At 63.7% G+C, this 21492-nt stretch carries 19 protein-coding genes; 12 read left to right on the forward strand and 7 right to left on the reverse strand.

Translation table 11 applies throughout. The annotated features are described in order from the left end of the window. Window positions 1-16: 16 nt before the first annotated feature. On the reverse strand, window positions 17-1750 hold the full coding sequence (gene oxc, locus ACVIIW_RS22255) for an oxalyl-CoA decarboxylase (RefSeq protein ID WP_092226699.1): 1734 nt from the start codon (window positions 1748-1750) through the stop codon (window positions 17-19). Window positions 1751-1823: 73 nt separating this feature from the next. Then, window positions 1824-2555 carry a GntR family transcriptional regulator gene (locus ACVIIW_RS22260; RefSeq protein WP_456702684.1) on the reverse strand — a complete coding sequence of 244 codons (732 nt, stop codon included), beginning with the start codon at window positions 2553-2555 and terminating at the stop codon, window positions 1824-1826. 309 nt (window positions 2556-2864) lie between these two features. On the opposite strand from ACVIIW_RS22260, the gene ACVIIW_RS22265 reads away from it, so the two are divergent. From ACVIIW_RS22265 to ACVIIW_RS22295, 7 genes are all read left to right on the forward strand, one after another. Further along, window positions 2865-4994, forward strand: coding sequence for an acetate--CoA ligase family protein (locus ACVIIW_RS22265; protein WP_456702685.1), 2130 nt, complete (start codon window positions 2865-2867; stop codon window positions 4992-4994). Between the two features lie 114 nt (window positions 4995-5108). Continuing rightward, window positions 5109-5948: an IclR family transcriptional regulator gene (locus tag ACVIIW_RS22270; protein WP_456702686.1), complete on the forward strand. Its 840-nt coding sequence runs from the start codon at window positions 5109-5111 to the stop codon at window positions 5946-5948. A gap of 195 nt (window positions 5949-6143) precedes the next feature. Further along, complete coding sequence (locus ACVIIW_RS22275; RefSeq protein WP_456702687.1) at window positions 6144-7946, forward strand: adenine deaminase C-terminal domain-containing protein; 1803 nt, start codon at window positions 6144-6146, stop codon at window positions 7944-7946. A 166-nt stretch (window positions 7947-8112) separates the two neighbouring features. Beyond that, entirely contained in the window at window positions 8113-9897 is a 1785-nt protein-coding gene (gene gcl, locus ACVIIW_RS22280; protein ID WP_456702688.1) for a glyoxylate carboligase, read from the forward strand. Between the two features lie 11 nt (window positions 9898-9908). Further along, the gene (gene hyi, locus ACVIIW_RS22285; RefSeq protein ID WP_456702689.1) at window positions 9909-10694 is read left to right on the forward strand and encodes a hydroxypyruvate isomerase; all 786 of its coding nucleotides are present in this window, start codon (window positions 9909-9911) and stop codon (window positions 10692-10694) included. Between the two features lie 11 nt (window positions 10695-10705). After that, window positions 10706-11593, forward strand: a complete 888-nt coding sequence (locus ACVIIW_RS22290; RefSeq protein WP_456702690.1) for a 2-hydroxy-3-oxopropionate reductase — start codon at window positions 10706-10708, stop codon at window positions 11591-11593. A gap of 114 nt (window positions 11594-11707) precedes the next feature. Further along, a complete protein-coding gene (locus ACVIIW_RS22295; RefSeq protein WP_092226691.1) occupies window positions 11708-12091 on the forward strand; it encodes a DUF1236 domain-containing protein in 384 nt (127 codons plus the stop codon). A gap of 70 nt (window positions 12092-12161) precedes the next feature. Here ACVIIW_RS22295 and ACVIIW_RS22300 read toward each other — a convergent pair whose 3' ends face one another. Together ACVIIW_RS22300 and ACVIIW_RS22305 are read right to left on the reverse strand one after the other, a co-directional pair. Next, the gene (locus ACVIIW_RS22300; RefSeq protein ID WP_456702691.1) at window positions 12162-12758 is read right to left on the reverse strand and encodes a thiamine pyrophosphate-dependent enzyme; all 597 of its coding nucleotides are present in this window, start codon (window positions 12756-12758) and stop codon (window positions 12162-12164) included. Window positions 12759-12766: 8 nt separating this feature from the next. Next, a complete protein-coding gene (locus ACVIIW_RS22305; protein ID WP_456702692.1) occupies window positions 12767-13333 on the reverse strand; it encodes a thiamine pyrophosphate-binding protein in 567 nt (188 codons plus the stop codon). 241 nt (window positions 13334-13574) lie between these two features. On the opposite strand from ACVIIW_RS22305, the gene ACVIIW_RS22310 reads away from it, so the two are divergent. Both ACVIIW_RS22310 and ACVIIW_RS22315 read left to right on the forward strand, forming a co-directional pair. Continuing rightward, window positions 13575-14624 carry a hydroxyacid dehydrogenase gene (locus ACVIIW_RS22310; RefSeq protein WP_456702693.1) on the forward strand — a complete coding sequence of 350 codons (1050 nt, stop codon included), beginning with the start codon at window positions 13575-13577 and terminating at the stop codon, window positions 14622-14624. Between the two features lie 172 nt (window positions 14625-14796). After that, window positions 14797-15009, forward strand: a complete 213-nt coding sequence (locus ACVIIW_RS22315) for a hypothetical protein (RefSeq protein WP_177242959.1) — start codon at window positions 14797-14799, stop codon at window positions 15007-15009. Window positions 15010-15012: 3 nt separating this feature from the next. Here ACVIIW_RS22315 and ACVIIW_RS22320 read toward each other — a convergent pair whose 3' ends face one another. The 3 genes from ACVIIW_RS22320 to ACVIIW_RS22330 all read right to left on the reverse strand — a co-directional run bounded on the left by ACVIIW_RS22320 (window position 15013) and on the right by ACVIIW_RS22330 (window position 18524). Then, entirely contained in the window at window positions 15013-15591 is a 579-nt protein-coding gene (locus ACVIIW_RS22320; RefSeq protein ID WP_456702694.1) for an N-acetyltransferase family protein, read from the reverse strand. Between the two features lie 6 nt (window positions 15592-15597). Next, on the reverse strand, window positions 15598-17955 hold the full coding sequence (locus ACVIIW_RS22325) for an Orn/Lys/Arg family decarboxylase (protein WP_456702695.1): 2358 nt from the start codon (window positions 17953-17955) through the stop codon (window positions 15598-15600). 89 nt (window positions 17956-18044) lie between these two features. Then, window positions 18045-18524, reverse strand: coding sequence for an Lrp/AsnC family transcriptional regulator (locus ACVIIW_RS22330; protein ID WP_456702696.1), 480 nt, complete (start codon window positions 18522-18524; stop codon window positions 18045-18047). A 133-nt stretch (window positions 18525-18657) separates the two neighbouring features. Between ACVIIW_RS22330 and ald the strand changes: the two genes are divergently transcribed. From ald to ACVIIW_RS22345, 3 genes are all read left to right on the forward strand, one after another. After that, complete coding sequence (ald, locus tag ACVIIW_RS22335) at window positions 18658-19773, forward strand: alanine dehydrogenase (protein WP_456702697.1); 1116 nt, start codon at window positions 18658-18660, stop codon at window positions 19771-19773. Window positions 19774-20087: 314 nt separating this feature from the next. After that, window positions 20088-20306 carry a hypothetical protein gene (locus tag ACVIIW_RS22340; RefSeq protein ID WP_456702698.1) on the forward strand — a complete coding sequence of 73 codons (219 nt, stop codon included), beginning with the start codon at window positions 20088-20090 and terminating at the stop codon, window positions 20304-20306. A gap of 111 nt (window positions 20307-20417) precedes the next feature. Further along, window positions 20418-21476: a YeiH family protein gene (locus ACVIIW_RS22345; protein ID WP_456702699.1), complete on the forward strand. Its 1059-nt coding sequence runs from the start codon at window positions 20418-20420 to the stop codon at window positions 21474-21476. The last annotated feature ends 16 nt before the right edge of the window (window positions 21477-21492 follow it).

The raw sequence follows: 21492 nt of genomic DNA on the forward strand, positions 1-21492 counted from the left end.
GGTTGAAGGGGAGGACTTACTTCTTCTTCTGCAGAACGCTCTGCGGATTGAGGTTGCCGATGCGGCCGCTCTCGGAACCTGCGGCCGGATCGATCACGGCGTTGATCAGGGTGGGCTTGCGTGACGCCATCGCCTCAACGACGGCGCGCTTCAGCTCGTCCGGCGAGGTCGCGTTCACGCCGACGCCGCCGAAGGCTTCCATCATCTTGTCGTATCGCGCGCCCTTGACGAACACCGTGGTTGCGGGATCGGCGTTGGCACCGTTGACGTCGGTGCCGCGATAGATGCCGTCATTGTTGAAGATGACCACGCAGATCGGCAGATTGTAGCGGCAGATCGTCTCGACCTCCATGCCGGAGAAGCCGAAGGCCGAATCGCCTTCAACCGCCAGCACGGGATGGCCGGTCTCGAGCGCAGCCGCAATCGCCTGGCCCATGCCGATGCCCATCACGCCCCAAGTGCCGACGTCGAGACGCTTGCGCGGGCGGTACATGTCGATGACGCCGCGGGCGAGGTCGAGCGTGTTGGCGCCTTCGTTGACGAGGATCGCTTCGGGATGATCCTTGATCACGTTCTTCAAAACGCCGAGCGCGCCGTGATAGTCCATCGGCGATTTGTTGTTCATGAGCTTCGGCGCCATCTTGGCGACGTTCTCGTCGCGCTTGGTCGCGATCGCCTTCGTCCATTCGGCGGGCGGAGCCGTCCAGCCCGAGGCGATCGCCTGATTGAAGGCTGAGACCACCGAGCCGATGTCGCCGACGACGGGCGCGACGATCTCGACGTTGGAGTCCATTTCCTTCGGCTCGATGTCGACCTGGATGAACTTCTTCGGAGCTTCGCCCCAGCTCTTGCCCTTGCCGTGCGAGAGCAGCCAGTTCAACCGCGCGCCGATCAGCATGACGACGTCGGAATCCTTCAGCACCGTCGAGCGCGCAGCGCCGGCGCATTGCGGATGCGTGTCGGGCAGGAGGCCTTTGGCCATGCTCATCGGGAGGAACGGCACGCCGCTCTTCTCGACGAAGCTCCTGATCTCTTCATCGGCCTGCGCATAGGCCGCGCCCTTGCCGAGGATGATGAGCGGACGCTTCGCGTTCTTCAGGACATCAAGGGCGCGCTTGACCGAAGCGGGCGAGGGGATTTGCGCGGGCGCCGCGTCGATCACCTTGACCAGCGACTTCTGGCCGGCATCGGCGCTCATCACCTGGCCGAACAATTTTGCCGGCAGATCGAGATAGACGCCGCCCGGACGGCCCGAAACCGCGGCGCGGATCGCACGGGCAAACGCGATGCCGATGTCTTGGGCGTGCAGCACGCGATAGGCCGCCTTGCACAGCGGCTTTGCAATCGCGAGCTGGTCCATCTCTTCGTAGTCGCCCTGCTGGAGGTCGACGATCTCGCGCTCGGAAGAGCCCGAGACCAGGATCATCGGGTAGCAGTTGGTGGTGGCGTGGGCGAGCGCGGTGAGACCATTGAGGAAGCCGGGGGCGGACACCGTGAGGCAGACGCCGGGCTTCTTGGTGAGATAGCCGGCGATGCCCGCGGCGTAGCCGGCGTTCTGCTCGTGACGGAAGGAAATCACGCGAATGCCGGCAGCCTGCGCCATGCGGCCCAAATCCGTGATCGGGATGCCCGGCACATTATAGATGGTGTTGATGCCGTTCAGCTTGAGCGCGTCGATGACGAGATGAAAGCCATCCGTCAGTTCCTGCTCGGTGCCCGGTGCTTCGGACTTGGTCGCGGTGTTCAGCATGGGCCTTGTCTCCCTGGTCTCAGGATACGGGGCGAGTGCTTCGCCCTTCTGGTGAATGTTGCTAGGTGAAGAGTTACGTGAACAGTTCCTGACCGTGCTCTTCGACGTAAGCGGCAAGCCCAAGGGTGTGGTCGCGGGCCCGCTTCTCGGCGAGTTCGGTGTCGCGCGCTTCCAGCGCCTCGATCATGGCAAGATGCTCGGGCAGCGACACCGCGATGCGGTCCTTGCGGCCGATGGTCAGCTGGCGATAGCCGCGCACGTGCAGCAAGAGGTCGTTGGTGAGATCGACAAGAACAGGGGATTCCGACAACGAGATCAGCGACTGGTGGAAGGCGATGTTGGCGCGCGAATATTCCTCGACGTGGTCCTCGGGCAGGCGGTCCTTGCCGAAGTCCTTGAAGAAGTCGCGCAGCGCCGAGATATCCTTCTTGCGTGCGGTGGTGGTGATGAGGCGCGCCGCCATGCTCTCCAACGCCGCCCAGGCGCGGATCATGTCGACGATCTCGCTCTTGGTCCTTCGCACCACCATGATGCCGCGGCGCGGCACGGTCTTCACGAAACCGTCCTGCTCCAGCATCGCGATGGCTTCGCGGATCGGCGTACGGCTGACGCCCAGGCGTTCGGACAGTGCGCGCTCGTCCAGCATCACCGGTTCGGGCGTCGAGTAGATGTCCATCCTGAGGATGGCTTCCTTCAAGGCGTCATACGCCTTGTTCTTGAAGCTGCTCTCCGGGGCGATACGAACGATTGCGATGTCTGCCTCGGCCATGTTCGGCAACGCCTTGGTTGTTTTCCGCAGTGACACGACGATTCTCCTCCAGTGGGAGTCGTCTTTTACAGGAATATTTACCGGAAAGTTTTTGGCATACCACATGCCAGAATGTCAAGCCGGCTATTTTTTGCGGCGTTCTGGGTGATGCTGTGACTTGACAAGTTGGCTTCTGGCATACCAAATGCCATCGTCAGTGATTTATGATCCAGAGCTGGCGGACTCATCAAGGCATTTCGCCGCTCCGTTCCGCTGGATGGAACAGAGCGCGTCGACGGCAGGTATCACGGCAGCCGCATCACGCGCGCTTTGCAAAGCAAGAACTGAAGGTCAAGGGAGAAGCTCATGTCCAATTCCAAAGACGTCGTCCGCAGGGTCCTTGACCAGGTCAAGGCCGATAACCGCACCAGCCTGACCGCGCCGGAAGGCAAAATGGTCTGCGACGCCTATGGCATTCCGGTGCCGAAGGAGGGCGTGGCGAAGTCGGCGGGCGAGGCCGGCAGGATGGCGTCCTCGATGGGCTTCCCGGTCGTGATGAAGATCGTCTCACCGGACATTCTCCACAAGACCGAGGCCGGCGGCGTCATCGTCGGCGTCAAGACGGCCGAGGATGCCGAGAAGGCCTACGAGACCATCCTCGGCAACGCCAAGAAGTACAAGGCGGACGCCAAGATCGAGGGCATCCAGGTTCAGCAGATGCTGGCCGGCGGCACCGAAGTCATTGTCGGTTCGATCACCGACGGCTCGTTCGGCAAGTTGGTCGCCTTCGGCCTCGGCGGTGTGCTGGTCGAAGTGTTGAAGGACGTCACCTTCCGCCTCGCGCCCGCGACCAAGGAAGACGCGCTGTCGATGCTCGATGGCATCCAGGCACACGAAATTTTGAAGGGCGTACGCGGCGGCGAGCCGGTGAACCGCACGGCGCTTGCTGACGTCATCGTCAAGGTCTCGCAACTCGTGACCGATTTCCCTGAGATCGTCGAGCTCGACCTCAACCCCGTCTTCGCCACCGCGAAGGACGCGATCGCGGCCGACGTGCGCATCGTCGTCGACTTCGCCTATGTGCCGAAGCCGAAGCCGCGTCCGACCGCAGAGATTGTCGCAGCCATGAGCCGCATCATGCAGCCGAAGGCGGTCGCCGTTGTCGGCGCCTCCGCTGAGGACGGCAAGATCGGCAACTCCGTGATGAAGAACCTCATCAACGGCGGCTACAAGGGCGAGATCTATCCGATCCACCCCAAGGCATCCGAGATCCTCGGCTACAAGGCGTACAAGAGCGTCAAGGACGTGCCCGGCGTGATCGACACTGCGGTGTTCGCAATCCCCGCGAAGTTCGTGGCGGCGGCGCTTACCGAATGCGGTGAGAAGAAAATCCCGGGCGCGGTGCTGATCCCGTCGGGCTTCGCGGAGGCCGGCGCGCCGGAACTCCAGGCCGAGATCGTCGAGGTCGGCAAGAAGTACGATATCCGCCTGATGGGGCCGAACATTTACGGCTTCTATTATACGCCGGCGAATCTGTGCGCGACCTTCTGCACAGCCTACGATGTCAAGGGGCACGCAGCGCTGTCGTCGCAGTCGGGCGGCATCGGCATGGCCATCATCGGTTTTTCGCGCTCGGCGAAAATGGGTGTGTCGGCGATCGTCGGCCTCGGCAACAAATCCGACATCGACGAGGATGATCTGCTCGCCTTCTTCGAGCAGGATCCGAACACGAACCTGATCGCGCAGCACTGCGAAGACCTCAAGGACGGCCGCGCCTTTGCGGAAGCCGCCAAGCGTGTCTCCAAGAAGAAGCCAGTCGTCGTGCTCAAGGCCGGCCGCACCTCGGCGGGCGCGAAGGCGGCCTCGTCGCACACCGGCGCGCTGGCGGGTAACGACAAGATCTATGAGGACGTCCTGGCGCAATCGGGCGTGATCCGTGCGCGCAGCTTGCGTCAGCTGCTCGAATTCGCCCGCGGCGTGCCGGTGCTGCCGACGCCGAAGGGCGAGAACGTGCTGATCATCACCGGTGCCGGTGGCTCGGGCGTGCTGCTGTCGGATTCCTGCGTCGACAACGGCCTGTCGCTGATGTCGATGCCGCCGGATCTCGATGCGGCCTTCCGCAAGTTCATCCCGCCGTTTGGCGCCGCTGGAAATCCCGTGGATATCACCGGCGGCGAGCCGCCGATCACCTATGTCAACACGGTGAAGCTCGGTCTGTCGGACGAGCGCATCCACTCGCTGATCCTTGGCTACTGGCACACCATCGTCACGCCGCCGATGGTGTTCGCCCGCAATATGGTCGAGGTGAAGAAGGAGATGGAGGCCAAGGGGTTTGTGAAGCCGATCGTCGCCTCGCTCGCCGGCGACGTCGAGGTTGAGGAGGCCGCCGAATATCTCTACCAGAACGGCATTCCGGCCTATGCTTACTCGACCGAGCTTCCAGTCGAAGTGCTCGGTGCCAAGTACAAGTGGGCCCGCGGCGCGGGCCTGCTCTAGGCTAACTCTCCTGTCGTCCCGGGGCGTCGCGAAGCGTCGAACCCGGGATCTCGAGATTCTGGGGTCGCGCTCATGCGCGCCCCGGAATGACGCCAGCCGAAGCGGCAGGTCGCGATGGGCAAGAACGTGATCCGGCGTAAATCCATCGAGCCACGATCGGCATCCGAGGCCGACCGGGACGGCGGCGTGCAATCCGTCGACCGTGCGCTGTCGATCTTGGAAACTCTGGCTGAGGACGACGAAGGCTATCGCCTCAGCGATCTCGCCGTCCGCACCGGCCTGTCGGCCTCGACGGTGCATCGCCTGCTGGCGACGCTGGAAAGCCGCCGCTTCGTGCAGTTCGACCGTGTCGAATCCAAATGGCATGTCGGCGTGCGCAGCTTTACCGTGGGCGCAAGCTTTGCGCGCCGGCGCAATTTTACCGCGCAGGCGATTCCCTATTTGCGCAGGCTGCGCGACCTCACCCGCGAGACCGCCAATCTTGCTGTGGTCGACGACGAGTTCATCATCGTGCTGACCCGCATGGAGAGCCGCGAGATCATGCGCTCGCTGACCAAGGTCGGCGGCCGCGTCCCGATGGTGACATCGGGCGTCGGCAAGGCGGTGCTCGCGACCTATTCCGACGAGGACGTCAGCGCCGTCATTCGCCATCACGGCATGCCGAGGTTGACGGAAAAATCCATCGTGCGGCCGGGCGATCTGTTCAAGGAGCTCGCATCGGTTCGCAAACAGGGATTTGCCGTTGACGACGAGGAGGCGGAAATCGGTCTGCGTTGCGTCGCCGCCGTCGTCTATAGTGCGCTCGCTGAGCCGCTTGCCGCGATCTCGGTGTCCGGCATGACCAGCCGCATCACCGATGCGCGGCTGCCGGAGATCGGCCGCGTGGTGCGGGAGGTCGCGGCGGAGCTCACGGCGGTGCTCGGCGGCGTCGTGCCGGCGATGAAACAGGGGTGAGTTAAGGGAGCGGATTTGGGTCAAACCCGCCACTGCACCACGACCGAGAGATGGAACTCGCGCAGATCTGCGAGGTGGGGGACAGCCGGCGGTTCGCCGCCTACAGCTTAAGCAGGCGTGCTGCTATATTTGAGCTTGCCCGCTATGGCGCAGAGCGTAACGATTGTGGGGGTGTAAAGCCACGCAAGGGTTCTAATGACCAAACTCACCCGGTTTGCCGTCGCGCCACTGCATACGATGACACGGCGTCTCGCCGATGTCGCCTCCGCGCGTATCGCGCCCGACCTTGTCATCACGGGCGCGCGGGTGCTCTCGACCTATTCGGAGCGGATCCACCCGGGCCGGGAGGTCTGGATCACCGCGGGCCGCATCGCCGCGGTGAAGCCGTCAGGCACGGCGAAGAAGGCTTGGAACGATGTGCCGCAGTATGACGCCGCTGGGGGCATCCTCGCGCCGGGGCTGGTCGATCCGCACATCCACATCGAATCCTCGATGGTGACGGCCTGCGCCTACGCGGAGGCCGCGCTGCTGAACGGTACCACCACGATTTTCTGCGATAGCCACGAGATCGGCAACGTCATGGACGTTGCCGGCGTCGAGGCGATGCTGGAGGACGCTCGCGAGGCGCCGCTTTCGATCTTCTTGACGGTGCCGAGCACGGTGCCGGCGACCTCGGCGGAGCTCGAGACCGCCGGCGGGGACCTCACGCCCGAGAAGATCGCCGGCCTGTTCGATCGCTGGCCTGAAGCTGTCGCACTCGGCGAGAAGATGGATTTCGTCCCCGTGACTATGGGCGACGAGCGCAGCCACGCTATCCTCGCGGCGGCCTTGAAGCGCGGGCGGCCAGTGTCCGGCCATGTCTACGGCCGCGAATTCGTCGCGGCCTACGCAGCCTCCGGTGTCACCGACACCCATGAAGCGATCGATCGCGACATTGCCGACGATCTGCTCGACGCCGGCGTCTGGGTGTTTTTGCGCGGCGGACCACCGACCACGCCGTGGCATTCGTTGCCGCAGGCGATCCGGACGATCACCGAGCTTGGAGCCTCGCACAAGCGGACTGCTGTTTGCACCGACGACCGCGATGCCGACGATCTGCTGCTCTTCGGCCTCGACTGGGTGGTGCGCGAGGCCGTGAAGGCGGGGATGTCGCCGGAGCAGGCCTGGTCGATGGGCTCGCTGCACGGCGCCACGCGTTTCAACATGGACGGCGACATCGGCGGGCTCGGCGGCGGCCGCCGTGCCGATCTCGTGCTGATGGACGATCAGCTCAAGCCGCAATGCACCTGGTATGGCGGTGAGTTCGTGGTCGAGCACGGCAAGATTACGCCGCTTCTCGACCGAGCGCTGTCGCAGCGCTATCAATATCCCAAGGCGGCCTATGCGACCGTCAAGCTGTCGGACAAGCTGAAGCTTACGCCGGAGCTGCCGGCGAAGGCCTGCACCGTCAATGCGATCAAGACCGCGCTGCCGGGCATTACGCTGATTCATGAGAAAGTCGCGATCGAGCCCGCGAAGGATTGGCCGTCGCTGTTTGCGCGTTACGGCCTGTGCTTCGTCACGGTGGTCGAACGGCACGGCAAGTCGGCCGGCAACGTTGCTCATGGCTTGCTGAAGGATTTTGGCCTGAAGCGCGGCGCGGTCGCGTCCAGCGTCGGCCACGATAGCCACAATATCATCGTCGCCGGAACCAACGAGGGCGATATGCAGGTCGCGATCTCAGCGATTAAAGCCCAGCAGGGTGGCGTCTGCGTCGTCGCTGATGGCAAGGTGAGGGCGCTGGTCCCCCTCCCCATCGCCGGCCTCTTGTCCGACAAGCGCGTCACCGAGGTGGCCGAGGAGGTCAAGGTGTTGAAGAAGGAATGGGCGGAGGCGGGTTGCACCATCCCCTACATGGGCTTCAACCTGATTCCGCTATCGGTCATTCCGGAAATTCGCATCACCGACAAGGGCCTCGTGCTGGTGCCGCAGATGGAGCTGGCGCCGCTCTTCGAATGATCTTCCTTGACGTATTTTCTTTCACGTATTTTTCGGTCTAACTGCTTGAGCCGGATGTGGTTTTCTCGCAGCTGCCGCATCGTGGAAAATAATTTCCATCTCGTTGAGATCGGCTTCCACGCACCCGATGATCTCGCTCGCTGACTTAAACCGAGCGAGGTCCGATATGGCGAAGATGCGAGCTATCGATGCGGCCGTGCGCATTCTGGAGAAGGAAGGCATCTCGACGGCCTTCGGCGTCCCCGGGGCTGCGATCAATCCGCTTTACTCGGCGCTGAAGAAGCGCGGCTCGATCCGTCATATCCTGGCGCGCCATGTCGAGGGCGCCTCCCACATGGCCGAGGGCTATACCCGGGCCAAGGCCGGCAATATCGGCGTCTGCATCGGCACATCGGGGCCGGCGGGCACCGACATGATCACCGGACTCTATTCGGCGATCGCCGATTCCATTCCGATCCTCTGCATCACCGGACAGGCGCCCCGTGCGCGGCTCTACAAGGAGGATTTCCAGGCGGTCGACATCGAGTCGATCGCGAAGCCCGTGACCAAATGGGCCGTGACGGTGCGCGAGCCGGCGCTGGTGCCGCGTGTGTTCAGCCAGGCCTTCCATGTGATGCGGTCGGGCCGTCCAGGGCCGGTGCTGATCGACATGCCGCTCGACGTGCAGCTTGCCGAGATCGAGTTCGACGACGAGACCTACGAGCCCTTGCCGGTCTATAAGCCGACTGCAACGCGCAAGCAGATCGAGAGGGCGCTGGAGATGCTCAACGCCGCCGAACGGCCGCTGATCGTGGCGGGCGGCGGCATCATCAATGCTGATGCCTCGGAGCTGCTGGTCGAGTTCGCCGAGATCGCGAACGTGCCTGTCGTGCCGACGCTGATGGGATGGGGCGCGATTCCCGACGATCACGTCCTGATGGCCGGCATGGTCGGCCTTCAGACCAGCCACCGTTATGGTAACGCCACGATGCTGGAGTCGGACTTCGTGCTCGGCATCGGTAATCGCTGGGCCAACCGTCACACCGGATCGGTCGAGACCTACACCAAGGGCCGCACCTTCGTGCATGTCGATATCGAGCCGACCCAGATCGGGCGCGTGTTCAATCCTGATCTCGGCATCGTCTCGGACGCGAAGGCCGCGCTCGAGCTCTTCGTTGCCGTCGCCAGGGAGTGGCGACGTTCCGGCAGGCTCCGCGAGCGCCAGGCGTGGCCCGCGGCCTGCCGTGACCGCAAGAAGACCATGCTGCGCAAGAGCCATTTCGATAACGTTCCGATCAAGCCGCAGCGCGTCTATGAGGAGATGAACGAGGCGTTCGGCCGCGATACCTGCTACGTCTCCGTGATCGGCCTGTCGCAGATCGCTGGTGCGCAGTTCCTCGGCGTCTACAAGCCGCGCAACTGGATCAATGCGGGGCAGGCGGGGCCTTTGGGCTGGACGCTGCCGGCGGCGCTGGGCGTGCGCGCGGCGTGCCCGGATCGCGAGATCGTCGCGTTGTCAGGTGATTACGACTTTCAGTTCCTGATCGAGGAGCTCGCGGTCGGGGCGCAGTTCAATCTGCCTTACATCCACGTCGTCGTGAACAATTCATATCTCGGCCTGATCCGCCAGGCGCAGCGCGGCTTCGACATGGACTATCACGTCCAGCTTTCGTTCGAGAACATCAACGCGCCGGAGATCGGCGGCTACGGCGTCGACCATGTCGCCGTCGCCGAGGGGCTCGGCTGCAAGGCGATCCGCGTCACCAGCCCTGGGGACACGCAGGCGGCATTCGCCACCGCACGCGAGTTGATCAAGCAGCACCGCGTGCCCGTGGTGGTCGAGTTCATCCTCGAGCGCGTCACCAACATCGCAATGGGGACGGAGATCGACAACATCGTCGAGTTCGAGGAGGTGCTGGACCTCCCGCTCGACGAGGTCGGGGTCGCGCGCGTGTTGCAGCCGGCAGAATAAGGGAGCGCATCATGCCGAAATTCGCCGCCAACCTGACCATGCTCTTCAACGAGATGCCGTTCATCGACCGCTTCGCTGCTGCCAAGGCGGCCGGTTTTGCCGGGGTCGAATACCTCTTCCCCTATGATTTCGACAAGGAGCTGTTGCGCGAGCAGCTCGAAGCCCACGGGTTGACGCAAGTTCTACACAATCTGCCCGCCGGCAACTGGGGCGCCGGCGAGCGCGGCATCGCGATCATGCCCGATCGCGCTGCTGAATTCCGCGATGGCGTGTTCCGCGCCATCGACTATGCCAAGGCGCTCGATTGCGACCGGCTCAACTGCCTCGTCGGCATCGCGCCTGCAAATGCCGATCCGCGCGAGCTGCGGGAAACGCTGGTTGGAAACCTGCGTTTCGCGGCCTCGACGCTGGCGCGCGAGAACATCAAGCTGCTGGTCGAGCCGATCAATACGCTCGACATTCCGGGCTTCTTTCTCAACGGCACCGAGCAGGCAGTGCAGCTGATCTCCGAGGTGCGGTCGAACAATCTGTTCGTCCAGTACGACATCTATCACATGCAGATCATGGAGGGCGATCTCGCTCGCACCATGCAGAAATATCTGCCGGAGATCGCGCACATCCAGCTCGCCGACAATCCGGGCCGAAATGAGCCCGGCAGCGGCGAGATCAATTATCCTTTCCTGTTCCGCCATCTCGACGCGCTTGGCTATCGCGGCTGGATCGGCTGTGAATACAAGCCGCGCACCACGACGCTGGAAGGCTTGTCCTGGCACGCGGCGCAGACTTTCGAGACCTGAGGACATCTGACATGATCGACATCGGCTTCATCGGACTTGGCACCATGGGACGGCCGATGGCCGGCCATCTTCTGGCCGCGGGCCATCGCGTTCTCCTGCATGACGTCGCGCCTGTCGCGCCGGATCTGATCGCCGCCGGCGGCATCGCGTGTAAATCGGCCAAGGAGGTCGCGGAGGAGGCGGATGCCGTCATCATCATGGTGCCGGATACGCCGCACGTCGAAGCCGTGCTGTTCGGCCAGGACGGCGTTGCGGGCGGCATCTCCAAAGGCAAGATCGTGGTCGACATGAGCTCGATCTCGCCGCTGGCGACCAAGGAGTTTGCGAAGAAGATCGCGGCGCTCGGCGCGGACTATCTCGATGCGCCGGTGTCGGGCGGCGAGGTCGGCGCCAAGGCCGCGAGCCTCACCATCATGGTCGGCGGTCCCGAGCGGGCCTTCGGCACCATGAGGCCTGTTTTCGACAAGATGGGCAAGAACGTCACCCACGTCGGCGCCAATGGCGACGGTCAGACCACGAAGGTCGCCAACCAGATCATCGTCGCGCTGACGATCGGGGCGGTCAGCGAGGCGCTGCTGTTTGCGTCCAGGGCAGGCGCCAATCCCGCGCTCGTACGTAAGGCGCTGATGGGCGGCTTCGCCTCGTCGCGGATCCTCGAAGTGCATGGCGAGCGCATGGTGAAGCGCAATTTCGATCCAGGTTTCCGCATCGAACTGCACCAAAAGGACCTCAATCTCGCGCTCGAAGGCGCGCGTGCGCTTGGCCTGTCGCTGCCCAGCACAGCAGTGGCGCAGCAATTGTTCTCGTCCTGCACCGCGCATGGCGGCAAGGGCTGGGATCATTCTGCAATGATACGCGCCCTGGAACTCATGGCAGGCCACGAGATCGCTGCGTCCTGAACTGTTACGCCGTAACAGTCGCCCGTGCTGATGTGTGTTTCATCATGCGGGAACCGGAACAATGATCCGGTCCCGCGGTTGATGGCGCATAACAATCACTGGAGACATCAGGACATGAAAACCCGTTTTGCGATTTCGTTGGCTGCCGCGTCGCTGCTGGCGTCGAGTGCAGCCTTTGCTCAGTCGACGACCGCCGAAGGCGCAGCGAACGGTGCGCGTGCGGGCGGCGACATCGGCGGCCCGGTCGGTGCGATGGTCGGCGGCACTGTCGGTGCGGCCGTCGGCGCCGGCCTTGAAATTCCGAATGCGATTCTTGGCGGCATCCCGCGCGACGACTCCGTCGTGGTGCACGAGCGCGTCGTGGTCGGCGAACCGCTGCCTGATACCGTGGTGTTGCGCCCGGTGCCGAATTACACGCAGTATCGGTATGCGGTCGTGAACGATCGCCGCGTGATCGTCGAGCCGCGCACGCGCCGCGTCGTCAAGATCATCGACTGATCGGCAAAGCAGGCGACTAGAAATGGAGCCCCGCGGACGTTCCGCGGGGCTTCTCGTTGATGACGAAGGCCTAAAGCGGCTGGCGCACGCCAAGACCGTGCATGAAGCGCTCCCGAATCTGCACGGGATCCCGGCGGGTGGTGCCGACGCCAGGCTTGTCGTCGATGCGCAGCGCGATCAGGCTTGGCTCGTCGACCGCCATGGCCTCGTCGACAAGCCGCTCGAAATCCTCCTCGTCCGCAGCCCAGGCGCTGTTGCTGAGGCCCGAGCCCGAGGCGATTGCGACGAGATCGGCAACGCCCGCGGCCGGCGTCGGCTGCGCACCGGTGATCTGGTAGATGCCGTTGTCCATGACGATCATGATGAGGTTCTTCGGCTTCAAGGCTGCGATGGTCGAGAGTGCGCCGAGTTGCATCAGCAGCGAGCCGTCGCCTTCGAGCGCGAACACGCGGCGCTCGGGCTGCGCCAGTGCGACGCCAAGCGCGATCGGGAAGGCGAGGCCCATGCTGCCCAGCATGTAAAAATTCTGCGGGCGGTGGCCGGCAGCCCAGAGATCGAAATTGGTGTTGCCGATGCCGCCGATCACCGCTTCCTCGTGCTTGAGTTTCGCAATCAGGCGCGAGGTCACATCGAAGCGGTTCATCACCTTGGTGTTGCGCGTGGTCATGACCGGGCTCACTTGTCGAAAACCTTGCCGCCGGTGAGCAGCGGATTGAGGATCAGCGCCACCGGCGCCTGCGTGGTGACGGCCTGCTTGATCGAGCGGTCCGCGATGAATTCGAGCTCGTCGAGCCGGGTGATCGTGTGATGCTCCAGCGCCAGCGAATCCAGCACCGGACGCATGGTACGGCAGACCAGCGACTGGCCGTAGTTGAATTCGCCGAGCGTGCCGCGCTCGGAGACGAACATGATCAGCGGGATCTGGTAGGGCACCGCGAGCGAGGCGAGCGTATTGGCGAGCGTCGCAAAGCCCGAGGTCTGCATCAGCACCGCGCCGCGGCGTCCGCCCATCCAGGCGCCGGAGACGATGCCCACCGCCTCTTCCTCGCGGGCGGTGGCAAAGGTCGTGAAGAAGGGATCGGCGTGCAAACTCTTGATCAGCGGCGTCAGCACGCGGTCGGGCACATAGGGGATGAGGCTGATCTCGTTCCGCTTCAGGGTATCCAGGACGATGCCATGCCAACTTCTGTCGCCGGACGCCTGCGTCACCTGGGACGAGGTCTGCTGTTCCGCAATCGCCATCGCGCTCTCCCTTCAGCCACGCATGCTTCTTCCTTGTCAGCCGCAGCGATCGGCCGAACTTGACGGAGCGGGCGGGATTGTCAACATGTCCGGGCCGACACCGTGATCTGCGCCAGACGGCCTGCCATAGCCAGCACCGCCATGTCATAAGCGGGGCAATGAGAAAGCGGGGAGAACGCGGGAAGGGGGCGCGCATTGCGCTGAGCTTGCGGGTCTCCATGAGAGAGCCGGAAGGGTCCTGATGTCAGCCAACAGCAAGCGCGTCTTCTATGTCAAATACCTTGCCAGTCCCGTCTATATCGACATCCTGAAGGCGCGGCCCGACGTCCGGCTCGATCGCATCGAGAACGACAGTCCTGAAGAGTTCTACGCCCCGACCCTGAGTGCGGCGCATGTCTACCAGATTGGCGCTGCCCGCGACGAGCTGGCGCCACATTTCCACGTCGACGCCGCGTTCCTGAAGCGCACGCCGAACCTGCTGCTGGTCTCCAGCAATGGCGCGGGCTTTGATCCCGTCGACGTCGAGGCCTGCACGGATGCGGGCGTGCTGGTCGTCAACCAGTCCGGTGGCAACGCGCATTCGGTGGCCGAGCACGCGCTGGCGATGATGCTGACGCTGTCCAAGCGCATCATCCAGTCGGATCGCAAGCTGCGCAGAGAATCCAACGTCAACCGCAATGAGCTCATCGGTAACGAGGTCGAGCACAAAACCGTCGGCATCATTGGCCTCGGCAATGTGGGCCGCCGCATCGCGGCGTTGTGCAAGGGTCTGCTGGGCATGACGGTGCTGGCTTACGATCCCTATCTCTCGAAAGAGGTGATGGCCGAGCGTGGCGGTGAGAAGGTCGAGCTCGACGAGCTGCTGCGCCGCGCCGACTTCGTCTCGATCTCCTGCCCGCTGAACAGGGGTAGCCGCAACATGATCAGCGTGCGCGAATTCGGCCTGATGCAGCCGCACGCCTATTTCATCACGACCGCGCGCGGTTTCATTCACGACGAGGATGCGCTGCTTGGGGCGCTGCGCGACAAGCGGATCGCGGGTGCCGGCCTCGACGTCTGGTCCAAGGAGCCACCGCCGCCGGAGCATCCGCTGCTGCAGTTCGACAACGTGCTGGCGAGCCCGCACACCGCGGGCGTCACCGTCGAGGCGCGCCAGAACATGGGCCGCATCGCCGCCGAGCAGGTGCTGGAGACGCTCGACGGCAAGCGCCCGCCGCGCATCATCAATCCCGAGGTCTGGCCTGTTTATGCCGAGCGCTTCAGGCAGGCGTTTGGTGTCTCGCCCGGGTAGCGGCGCTTCGATCCTCGGCTACAAGGATAAAAACAGCAGTCGGCGGATTTTGCCGACGGCGTGAGCGTGGGTTACGGGAACCTCGCCAGGGCTTTTTGATCCACCTCAAAATCTCCATCCCCCATTCGGCCTAAATGGGATTAGAGTGCCGCCGGGGCAGCAGGGAGGTCCCATGTCCACTTACGTCGTCAAGTTCATGAAGGACGTGCTTGGTCAGTACGGCCGGCAGATCGAAGTTTGCCAGGGGGCACTCGAGATCGACGCCGCCGACGAGGACGAAGCCAGGGAGCGGGCGAAGGCGAGGTTTTGCAAGGACCAGGCGTTGCATCACTGGTCCCTGCACGCCGACCGCATCCAGGTCAGACCGGCTGACTTTCCTTCGTAAGGTTTAGCGGCCGGGAGCGGTGAGCGATGGCGGCGCGGTGACGCCGGCGCCAAGCGAGCGCTGCACCATGGCCGTATCCGACCAGTGGCCGTGCCGGTAGGCCACGCCGCAGAGCAGGCCGACTCGCGCAAAACCGAACTTTTCGTGTAGCGCCAGCGACGGCGCATTGTCGGCATCGATATAACCGATCATCTGGCGGAAGCCGGCGGCCGCACAGGCGTCGATCAACTCCCGCAGCAGCAGCCGTCCGACGCCGCGGCCGAGATGCGCGTGGTGGACGTAGATCGATTGCTTGGCCGTGTAGCGGTAGGCCGGGCGCTTCCGAAACAGCACCGCATAGGCATAGCCGACAACATCGCCGTGCCAGGTCGCGACCAGATGGGGCAGGCGGGTCTGTTTCAGATTCTTGCGCCGGTCGCGCAGATCGTCCGGCTCCGGCGCGACGGTTCCTTCGACCTCGCGCGGCACGCCATTGCGGACGTGATGACGATAGATTGCCAGCATCGCCTCGACATCGCTCTCGCGTGAGGGCCGGACCAGGACCGGTTCGTCCTCGGAGCGTGGAATCGCTGTCTGGTTCATCGGCACCTACTCGGCAACGACATAAGTATAGAGCCCGATGCGACCGCGTGCATCCACCTCCTTGTAGACGCCCTGGATTTCCACATCGAAGCCGGGAAACCTGTTGAAGCAGGTCTCGAACATCTTGAGATAGTCCACCATGGGCTTGGCCCGCTCCGTCAGCCGCTCGCCGGGTACGATGGTGGCGATCCCCGGCGGATAGACCACGAAGGGCGTGGTGGCGATGCGGCCCTCAATCGCCTCGATCGGCAGATAGTCGACGTCGTTCTTGAACAGGTAACGCGCCGCATCGCGTGGCGACATGGCGATCTCGGGCATCTGCTCGGGCTTGAACTGCCGCGCCTGGAGTGCGCTGACATCGGCTGAGCGGAAGAAGCGGTGCATCTCGCCGCAGAGATCGCGCAGTCGCACTCCGGCATAGCGCGCCTGCCGCCGCTGATAAAATTCCGGGATGGCATCGGCCAGCAGGGCATTGTCATCGTGCAGCCTCTTGAACGCGACGAGCCCGGAGATCAGCGTGCCGGCCTTGCTCGCCTCCACGCCGGGCGTGAGCAGGAAGAGCAGCGAGTTGAGGTCGTTCTTTTCGGGCACGATGCGGTTTTCGCGCAGATATTGCGCGACCACCGGGGCTGGAATGCCGTGCTCGGCATAGGCGCCGGTGGCGCGGTCGAAGCCGGGCGTGAGCAGCGTCAGCTTGTTCGGATCGGTCATGGCAAAGCCTTCCACCAGATCGGGAAAGCCGTGCCAATTGCCGTCGGGCGAAAGCTGCCAAAGCACGGGATTGGTGGCGAGCTCGTCGGTCGACAGGGTTTCCCAGGCGACGTTATGCGCCGCGTCGGGGCGGCTGACGTCGGGGATGGCGATGCGATCCGGAACGAAGGGTTCGAAGAACCAGCGCCGGTCCGCGTTCTGCTCCTTCTCCTCGAATTCCCGGCGCATGGCTCGGATTTTTTTGCGGAGCTCGATGCCGAGACGAATCGTGTCGTCCCACAGCACCTCGCCGGAGCGGCCCTTCATCATCTGCGCACCGACATCGAGCGACGCGAAGAGTGGATAGAACGGCGAGGTTGATGCGTGCTGCATGAAGCTTTCGTTGAAACGGCGGTGCTCGACGCGCCGCTTCTGGCCGCGGATGTGGCGGTCCTTGATGTGGATCTGCGAGGCCTGTGAGAAGCTCGCGAGCTGCTTGTGGGTCGATTGGGTCGCGATGATACCCGGCGCCTCGGGGGGAAGGTTGGTGAGGCCCATGGCGAAGCGGCCGGCATAGAGAGGGTGGAATTTCATGAAGCCGGCCCACGCTTCGTCGAACAGGATGTATTCGCAGAGATGGCCGATGCGCTTCAGGATCATCTCGGCATTGTGGATCGTACCGTCATAGGTGCATTGCTCGACCACGGCGACGCGGAATGGCCGTTCCTTGCGCCACGCCTCCTTGTCCGAGACCAGCGGATGATTGCGAATCGCTTCCCGCAAGGCTTTTTCGTCGAGTGCATCCCAGCGCATCGGGCCGATCAAGCCCCAGGCGTTGCGGATGGTCGGGACATAGACCGGGATGCCGCCATTGATCATCAGCGCGCCGTGATGCGCCGCCTTATGGTTGTTGCGGTCGAACAGCACGAGGTCGCCATCGGTGACGAGCGCGCCGAGTGCGACCTTGTTCGAGGTCGAGGTGCCGTTGAGCACGAAATAGGTCTTCTCCGCGCCGAAGATCTGGGCCGCTTCCTTCTGCGCCTTGAGTGCCGGGCCCTCATGGGTGAGGAGGTCGCCGAGATCGAGCACGGAATTGTCGAGATCGTCGCGGAACACGGACTCGCCGAGATGCTCGACGAAGACCCGGCCGATCGGGCTGCGGTTGTAGAACACCCCGCCATTGTGGCCCGGACAGGTCCAGAGTTGGTTGCCTTCCTCGGCATAGTCGACCAGCGCGCCGAAGAACGGCGTCTTCAGCGTCTCGGCATATTGCTTGAGCCGGCTGATCAGGTTCTTGGCGATGAAGGTCGGCGTCTCCTCGGACAGGAAGACGTAGCCGTCGATGAAGTCGAGCACCTCGACCGGCAAATCCTCGAACCGCTTGCGCCGGATCAGCAGGATGATCGGGAAGTCGAGGCCCCGGCGACGCATCAAATTGATCAGTGCCGAGGTCCTGCCCTCAAGCCCCTTCTTGCCCCAGTCCACCACCATGCAGCCGATCGCGGCATCGGTTTGCACCGCAATTTCGGCGTCCTCCAGCTTGCGGGCCCGAACCACTTCGAAGCCGGAGCGCTGGATTTCCTCGATGATCTGGTTGAAGCGGATGCCCTCGAGATCGTCGGCGTCGAACACGGGTGCGGCGAACAGGAAGTTGAAGCGCTTGAAATAGTCCATGGCGTGTCCCGAATGAGCGAGACGGACAGGTCTCTGCACATTCGGTGACAGTTATATGACAGGGGTGGCGATTGAGCGCAGGAAGCGCTCTACCGCTTCGCTTCGCCGAACACGACGGTCGGTACCGCGCGATTGACGACCTCGCGCAGCGCGAAGCTCGATTGCACGCGCGCCACCCGCGGCAGGCGCGACAACTCGGTGCGGTGAATGCGCTCGAAATCCTGGATGTCGCGGGCGAGCACGATCAGAATGTAGTCGTCGGTTCCCGACATCAGGAAGCAGCGCACGACCGAGGGGCACTTTACCACCTCCGCCTCGAACGCGCGCAGCGCCTCGTCGCTCTGGCTCTCCAGTGCGATGCGCACCAGCACCGTCGTGGTGAGCCCGAACTGCGCCAGATCGAGCGCCGCCTGATAGGCCTGGATGTAGCCATCGTCCTCCAGCGCCTTCTGCCGCCGCGCGAGTGCCGTGCTCGACAGGCCGATCTTGTTGGCGAGCTCTGTATGGCTGGCTCGCGCATTGGCAGTGAGTTCCGCGAGGATTGCGAGGTCTTTGCGGTCCAGGGCCAAGGTTTCGTTTCCAGCGTGAAAGGGCGTTTGCGCGCTCACAACCGGCGCGGAGAGGTTGAAGCTAGCGGATATTTGCACGAAACCAAACCCGCGACGTCGTTACGATCATGGGGTGAATCGAAAGGAGCCCAGGATGCGCGTCGGTGTGCCCAAGGAGATCAAGGTTCAGGAATATCGCGTCGGGCTCACCCCGGGCGCTGTCCGCGAATATGTCGCGGCCGGGCATCAGGTGATGGTCGAGACTGCCGCCGGCAGCGGTATTGGCGCCTCCGACGAGGTCTACCAGCGGGCAGGGGCATCCATTGCTGCGAGTGCGAGCGACATCTTTGCCAGGTCAGACATGATCGTGAAGGTGAAGGAGCCGCAGAAGAGCGAATGGGGTCAGCTCCGCGAAAACCAGATCCTCTTTACTTATCTCCATCTCGCGCCGGACCCTGATCAGGCCAAGGGCTTGCTTGCCTCCGGCTGCACTGCGATCGCTTATGAAACCGTCACTGACGCGGCAGGTCACCTTCCCCTGCTTGCGCCGATGAGCGAAGTCGCCGGCCGTCTCGCCATCGAGGCCGCCGGCGCCGCGCTCAGGCGACCGGCCGGCGGTCGCGGCCTGCTGCTTGGCGGCGTCCCCGGCGTCCAGCCCGCGCGTGTCGTCGTGCTGGGTGGTGGCGTGGTGGGAACGCAGGCCGCGCGCATGGCCGCAGGCCTTGGCGCGGAGGTCTCTGTGATTGATCGCTCGATTCCGCGTTTGCGCGAGCTCGACGATCTCTTTGCCGGACGCGTGCGCACGCGCTTCTCGACCATCGAGTCCGTCGAGGAGGAGGTGTTCGCGGCCGACGTCGTGATCGGCGCGGTGCTGGTGCCGGGCGCCAGCGCACCAAAGCTCGTCACGCGTGCGATGCTGAAATCGATGCGGCCAGGCGCCGTGCTGGTCGATGTCGCGATCGACCAGGGCGGTTGTTTCGAGACCTCGCATGCGACGACGCACGCGGAGCCGACTTACGAGGTCGACGGCGTCGTGCATTATTGCGTCGCCAACATGCCCGGCGCGGTGCCGGTGACGTCGAGCCAGGCGTTGAACAATGCGACGCTGCCGTTCGGGCTGATGCTGGCCAACAAGGGCTTTGCCGCCGTGTTGGAGAACCCGCACTTACGCAACGGGCTGAATGTGCATCGCGGGCGCATCACCAACAAGGCGGTGGCGGAAAGCCTCGGCCTGGAATTCGCGCCAGTCGGTGGTGGGCTGGCGGCGTAACTTACTTTCCTTTTCCCGTTGCGGGAGAAGGCGGCGCGAAGCGCGGGATGAATAGCCTCACCCGGCTTCGCTTCGCGAACCCCGGCTCGGAAGCTGACCCCTCTATGGGCGAGATTCGCACAGGGGCGGCGACCGTGCCGGCGAGATCGTTGCCCTCGCTTCGGTGCCCAGATCGGCCAGAAGAAGAAAACTATTGTCGCGACACCGTCCCACGGAAGGACTTTCCCCTCGGAAGGACAAAAACGCCAATCGCTTCCATTGCCGTTTAGGCCCGAAACGACGACATTCAACCAGGATTTGATGGATTGACGGCCATGGAACGCACTGGATTTGAGCCCTTCGGCGAGCCGCTGGTGTCCTCAGCGGACACCCAGCCGCAGTCGCGCGCATCAAAGCTGCTGCTGCGGGCCGGCACGGGCGTGTTCTGGACGCTGGTGGCGGGCATCGTGCTCGCGCGCGCGGCGTTCTTCCAGCCGGGCGTCTACGACAGCTTCAGCCACGTGGCTTCCCTGGCCAAGAACCTGTTGTTCTGAGCCCGATTATTCCGGGCTGAGGATACGACTTCCCTCGGCCCTGATATGCCGAAAACTTATTCCCCAACCCGAGCGCCGTGCGTATAAATCTTTCTCCTCTGGGAGAGATTTGTGTCGCAGAATCAAGCATCCAGCCCGGCCGGCGCCAAGCCGACCACAGCCTTTGGCCGCGTCGTCGCGCTGATTCCCGGCATTCTCCTGTGCATCGCGGTGGCCGGCGTCTCGGCTCTTCTGGAACGGGCAGAACTCGGCGTGTTCGAACATCCTTACGTCGAGGCCCTGGTCATGGCGATCCTGCTGGGAATGGCCTTGCGCAGTTTCTGGAAGCCGGCGCCGCGCTGGCAGGCCGGCATCGCCTTCAGCGCCAAGCAGCTGCTCGAAGTCGCCGTCATGCTGCTGGGCGCCTCCATCAGCTTTGCCGCGATTGCGGCCTCCGGCATTGCGCTTCTGGCGTCGATCGCCGCTGTTGTCGTGATCGCGCTCTCCGTCTCCTTCGGCCTCAGCCGGCTGCTGGGCCTCTCCACGCGACTGTCGATCTTGATCGCTTGCGGCAACTCCATCTGTGGCAATTCCGCGATTGCGGCAGTCGCGCCGATTATCGGCGCCAACAGCGACGAGATCGCATCCTCGATCTCCTTCACCGCCATTCTCGGCGTGATGATGGTGCTGGGCCTGCCGCTGTTGATTCCGCTGTTGCAGCTCACCGCGACGCAATATGGCATCCTCGCAGGGCTGACTGTCTATGCCGTGCCGCAGGTGCTCGCGGCGACGGTACCGGCGGGGCTGGTATCCACGCAGATCGGCACGCTGGTCAAGCTGATGCGTGTGCTGATGCTGGGACCCGTGGTCGTCGGTCTCTCGCTGATCGCCTCGCGCTGGCAGGCCGGCGCCAAGAAGACCAATGTCGGCTTCTTCCGCCTGGTGCCCTGGTTCATTCTCGGCTTCCTCGCGCTGGCGACGTTGCGGTCGCTCGAGATTGTCCCGGGTACGGTGGTTGGTCCCGTGACGAAGATCACGAGCTTCCTCACGGTGGTATCGATGGCCGCGCTGGGCCTTGGGGTTGATGTTCGCGTGCTCGCCAATGTCGGAGGCAGAGTGACGGCGGCGGTGACGCTGTCGCTGATGCTGCTGCTCGGCATCAGCATCGCCCTGGTGCACTGGTTCAAGTAAGGCACGCGAAGCGCGT

The sequence above is a fragment of the Bradyrhizobium sp. USDA 4449 genome (assembly GCF_054056275.1).

Excerpts from the sequence above, each read along its gene's own strand:
- ACVIIW_RS22320 (WP_456702694.1), bottom strand. The coding sequence starts at position 15,591 with ATGAACCAGACAGCGATTCCACGCTCCGAGGACGAACCGGTCCTGGTC.
- hyi (WP_456702689.1), top strand. The coding sequence starts at position 9,909 with ATGCCGAAATTCGCCGCCAACCTGACCATGCTCTTCAACGAGATGCCG.
- ACVIIW_RS22270 (WP_456702686.1), top strand. The coding sequence starts at position 5,109 with ATGGGCAAGAACGTGATCCGGCGTAAATCCATCGAGCCACGATCGGCA.
- ACVIIW_RS22290 (WP_456702690.1), top strand. The coding sequence starts at position 10,706 with ATGATCGACATCGGCTTCATCGGACTTGGCACCATGGGACGGCCGATG.
- oxc (WP_092226699.1), bottom strand. The coding sequence starts at position 1,750 with ATGCTGAACACCGCGACCAAGTCCGAAGCACCGGGCACCGAGCAGGAA.
- ACVIIW_RS22325 (WP_456702695.1), bottom strand. The coding sequence starts at position 17,955 with ATGGACTATTTCAAGCGCTTCAACTTCCTGTTCGCCGCACCCGTGTTC.
- ACVIIW_RS22305 (WP_456702692.1), bottom strand. The coding sequence starts at position 13,333 with ATGGCGATTGCGGAACAGCAGACCTCGTCCCAGGTGACGCAGGCGTCC.
- ACVIIW_RS22300 (WP_456702691.1), bottom strand. The coding sequence starts at position 12,758 with ATGACCACGCGCAACACCAAGGTGATGAACCGCTTCGATGTGACCTCG.
- ACVIIW_RS22295 (WP_092226691.1), top strand. The coding sequence starts at position 11,708 with ATGAAAACCCGTTTTGCGATTTCGTTGGCTGCCGCGTCGCTGCTGGCG.
- ald (WP_456702697.1), top strand. The coding sequence starts at position 18,658 with ATGCGCGTCGGTGTGCCCAAGGAGATCAAGGTTCAGGAATATCGCGTC.
- ACVIIW_RS22275 (WP_456702687.1), top strand. The coding sequence starts at position 6,144 with ATGACCAAACTCACCCGGTTTGCCGTCGCGCCACTGCATACGATGACA.
- ACVIIW_RS22340 (WP_456702698.1), top strand. The coding sequence starts at position 20,088 with ATGGAACGCACTGGATTTGAGCCCTTCGGCGAGCCGCTGGTGTCCTCA.
- ACVIIW_RS22315 (WP_177242959.1), top strand. The coding sequence starts at position 14,797 with ATGTCCACTTACGTCGTCAAGTTCATGAAGGACGTGCTTGGTCAGTAC.
- gcl (WP_456702688.1), top strand. The coding sequence starts at position 8,113 with ATGGCGAAGATGCGAGCTATCGATGCGGCCGTGCGCATTCTGGAGAAG.
- ACVIIW_RS22265 (WP_456702685.1), top strand. The coding sequence starts at position 2,865 with ATGTCCAATTCCAAAGACGTCGTCCGCAGGGTCCTTGACCAGGTCAAG.
- ACVIIW_RS22310 (WP_456702693.1), top strand. The coding sequence starts at position 13,575 with ATGTCAGCCAACAGCAAGCGCGTCTTCTATGTCAAATACCTTGCCAGT.